This window comes from Streptomyces sp. NPDC059456 (assembly GCF_042750055.1).
In the GTDB taxonomy this organism is placed as follows: domain Bacteria; phylum Actinomycetota; class Actinomycetes; order Streptomycetales; family Streptomycetaceae; genus Streptomyces.
Map to the genome: position 1 here is coordinate 1 of NZ_JBHYVA010000796.1, position 3,606 is coordinate 3,606.

A 3,606-nucleotide genomic window follows, 5' to 3' on the forward strand; every position below is an offset into this window, starting at 1 on the left:
GTCCTCGGCCGGGACCCGCCGGCGCCGCCGGTGCTTCAGCAGGGCCCACGGCCCCCGCGCCGGCGTGACCTCGGTGCCCGCCTGCCCGGCGGCGGCCGACGCGGCCTTGGCCACCGGGAGCATGTCCTCGTGCCGCGCCACCTCCAGCCGGTCGGACTCCGGCCACAGCGCCAGCGTCGCGCACAGGGTCGGCAGCACGGCCATGGCGGCGGTCGCGTACCCCTCCGCCGAGGGGTGGTACGAGTCCGGGCCGAACATCTCGCGCGGGTTGGCGGCGAATTCGGGGCCCAGCAGGTCCCCCATGGAGACCGTACGGGCGCCCAGCGCGACGACCCCTATCGTCTGGGCGGCGGCCAGCTGGCGCGACACCCGGCGGGCCAGCCACCGCAGCGGCTGGTACACCGGCTCGATGGTGCCCAGGTCGGGGCAGGTCCCGACCACCACCTCGGTCCCGGCGAGCCGCAGCCGGCGTACGGCCGAGGTGAGGTGGCGCACCGACTGGGTCGGCGGCATGCGCCGGGTCACGTCGTTCGCGCCGATCATGATCACGCACACGTCCGGCGGCGGCAGCTCCCCGTCCAGGAGCAGCCCGGCCTGCCGGTCGAGGTCGTCGGACATGGCCCCGGAGACGGCCACGTTGCGCAGCTCCACCGGCCGCTCGGCCACCGCGGCCAGCCCCGAGGCCAGCAGCGCGGCGGGGGTCTGTCTGGCCCGGCGCACGCCGAGTCCGGCGGCGGTGGAGTCGCCCATCATGCCGAGCCGCAGCCGCTCCGGCCCCGAGCCCGCGGGTCCGGCGAACTCGCTCCCGTACAGCCCGTCGGCCCGCGGCGGAGCCCCGAGCCCGGTGCCCACCGTCCGCTTCGCGAACTGGACCTCGGCCAGCACCAGCCCCACGGCGGCGACCCCGACCAGCCCGAGCCCGCCTCCGCCGTACGCCGCGCCCGCCGCGATCCGGCGGGCCGTCCTCGCCCTGGACACCCCTCGCGCCACCTCGCTTCCCTGCCTGGCCTCGTTGACCTACCTGCCCCGTAGTGCCGGTCGGCCAATCCCTTTCCGCATAGTCTGGCCGGACCTCCCGGAGAACCCGTGGAGTCCCCTCCCTGGAGAACATGGTGCAATTCCACGACTCGATGATCAGCCTCGTCGGCAACACCCCGCTGGTGAAGCTCAACCGTGTGACCGAAGGCCTGCAGGCCACCGTCCTTGCCAAGGTCGAGTACTTCAATCCCGGTGGATCCGTGAAGGACCGGATCGCCGTCCGGATGATCGAGGCCGCCGAGCAGAGCGGAGCCCTCAAGCCCGGTGGCACCATCGTGGAGCCGACCAGTGGCAACACCGGTGTAGGACTCGCCATCGTGGCCCAGCAGAAGGGCTACAAGTGCATCTTCGTCTGCCCTGACAAGGTGTCCATGGACAAGATCAACGTGATGCGCGCGTACGGAGCCGAGGTCGTGGTCTGCCCGACCGCCGTCGACCCGGAGCACCCGGACTCGTACTACAACGTCTCCGACCGCCTCGCGCGCGAGCCCGGCGCCTGGAAGCCCGACCAGTACAGCAACCCGAACAACCCCCGTTCGCACTACGAGACCACCGGTCCCGAGCTGTGGGACCAGACGGACGGGAAGATCACCCACTTCGTCGCCGGCGTCGGCACCGGCGGCACGATTTCGGGTACGGGCAACTACCTCAAGGAGGTGTCCGGCGGCAAGGTCAAGGTCATCGGCGCCGACCCGGAGGGTTCGGTCTACTCCGGCGGCTCGGGCCGCCCGTACCTCGTCGAGGGCGTCGGCGAGGACTTCTGGCCGACCGCCTACGACCCGAACGTCACCGACGAGATCATCGCGGTGTCCGACAAGGACTCCTTCCAGATGACCCGCCGCCTCGCCAAGGAGGAGGGCCTGCTCGTCGGCGGCTCCTGCGGCATGGCGGTCGTCGCGGCGCTGAAGGCCGCCGAGGGCCTCGGCCCGGACGACGTGGTCGTCGTCCTGCTGCCGGACAGCGGCCGCGGCTACCTGAGCAAGATCTTCAGCGACGAGTGGATGGCCGGTCACGGCTTCCTCGAGGAGGCGGGCCCCGCGGCGCGCATCGGCGACGTGCTCGCGGACAAGGAGGGCGCCATGCCGTCCCTGGTCCACATGCACCCCGAGGAGACCGTGGGCGAGGCCATCGAGGTGCTGCGCGAGTACGGCGTCTCGCAGATGCCGATCGTCAAGCCCGGCGCCGGCCACCCGGACGTGATGGCCGCGGAGGTCATCGGCTCGGTCGTGGAGAAGGAGCTGCTGTCGGCTCTGTTCGCCAAGCAGGCCTCGCTGTCCGACCCGCTGGAGAAGCACATGAGCCGGCCGCTGCCGCAGGTCGGCTCGGGCGAGCCGGTCTCCGAGCTGATGGCCGTGCTGGGCGAGGCGGACGCGGCGATCGTGCTGGTCGAGGGCAAGCCGACCGGTGTGGTGAGCCGTCAGGACCTGCTGGCGTTCCTCGCCAAGGGCTCGAAGTAGCCGCTGCCGGTGCCGTGGTGACGCCGAGTCGGTCCGTCGCACAAAAGGTACGGGCCCGTCATGTGACGGCAGCACCGGCTTAACACGGCTCCGGCACAGTGGTGGTTGTCGGCCAGGGGGCACACCCTCCGGGCCGGCACCACCGAACGGCGTTGGCGTACTTCCGGAGCGGCTCCCGGACCGCGTGAACGCCCTGGACGCGGCCGGCCCTGACCCGGCCCGTGTCCCTCGCGGGGACCGCCGTCGTCCCGCCCCTCGGGCTTTCCGAGGGTGCGGCGGTCCCCGCGCACAGCTTTCCGCGGTCTCCCGGCGGGCCTACCCGGCCCGCTCGCCCCGGCGCAGGCGCAGGTGCTTGGACGCGTGGACGAAGTTCACGCCGAGGACGCCCGCCCAGGCGACCAGCAGGCCGCCGAACCCCGCCTGCGTGGCGCCGATGGCCGACAGCGGGATCGCCAGGACCAGCGAGACGATGGCGAAGCCGAAGCGTTCGCCGAAGCCGCCCTCCAGCGGTGACGGCCCGCCGCCCCGGCCGCCGCGGGCGGCGTCCAGGCGTTCCTCGGCCAGCCGGCGCCGGACCTGGGTGTCGACCTTCTCGACGAAGGAGTCCACGAGGGCGGTCTCGTACTCCGGCCCCAGCTCCCGCCGGGCGTCCAACGTCGCGTCGAGTTCCTTCTTCAGCTCCTGGGACTCCATGCGCCCAGCGTAGGAACGGGGGGCGGCCCGGGCACGGGGGATAGCCCCCGTATCCGCCAGCCCGCGCACCGGTTTGCGGCCCGCGGGCCGTCTCGCGGAGCGGTCCGCCGCTTGCCGTGCTGCATAACCGCATGCAAAGTGCTCCGTGACTGAATAACGACGGGGACGGAGGGGTCGGGATGAGCGACAGCCCGGCAGCGCGGCTGCAGAAGCTGTTCGAGGGGCACCGGCTGACGCCCACCCAGCGACGGATCGCCCACTGCATGGTGCGCGGGGCGGCGGACGTGCCGTTCCTGTCGAGCGTGGAACTCGCCGAGCTGGCCGGGGTCAGCCAGCCGTCCGTGACCCGTTTCGCGGTGGCGCTCGGCTTCGACGGGTATCCGGCGCTGCGCCGGCACCTGCGCGAGGTGGCTCCCGC

General features: G+C 72.7%; 4 protein-coding genes. 2 read left to right on the plus strand and 2 right to left on the minus strand.

Annotation, left to right across the window (positions count from 1 at the left end; genetic code table 11):
- On the minus strand, positions 1-990 hold a 990-nt coding region (locus ACFXA3_RS38585), incomplete at its 3' end, for an SGNH/GDSL hydrolase family protein (protein ID WP_385195373.1).
- Positions 991-1,112: 122 nt separating this feature from the next.
- Between ACFXA3_RS38585 and ACFXA3_RS38590 the strand changes: the two genes are divergently transcribed.
- Positions 1,113-2,495, plus strand: a complete 1,383-nt coding sequence (locus ACFXA3_RS38590) for a cystathionine beta-synthase (RefSeq protein WP_385195381.1) — start codon at positions 1,113-1,115, stop codon at positions 2,493-2,495.
- A 315-nt stretch (positions 2,496-2,810) separates the two neighbouring features.
- On the opposite strand, the gene ACFXA3_RS38595 is transcribed toward ACFXA3_RS38590, so the two are convergent.
- Positions 2,811-3,188 (minus strand): hypothetical protein, encoded by a 378-nt coding sequence (locus ACFXA3_RS38595; RefSeq protein ID WP_385195376.1) that lies wholly within the window; start codon positions 3,186-3,188, stop codon positions 2,811-2,813.
- A gap of 179 nt (positions 3,189-3,367) precedes the next feature.
- Here ACFXA3_RS38595 and ACFXA3_RS38600 point away from each other — a divergent pair.
- Positions 3,368-3,606 (plus strand): MurR/RpiR family transcriptional regulator (locus ACFXA3_RS38600; protein ID WP_385195378.1); only part of this gene is annotated, 239 nt, incomplete at its 3' end.

What these genes read in the sequence shown, in the direction of transcription:
- ACFXA3_RS38595 (WP_385195376.1), bottom strand. Translation starts at nt 3,188, where the DNA reads ATGGAGTCCCAGGAGCTGAAGAAGGAACTCGACGCGACGTTGGACGCC.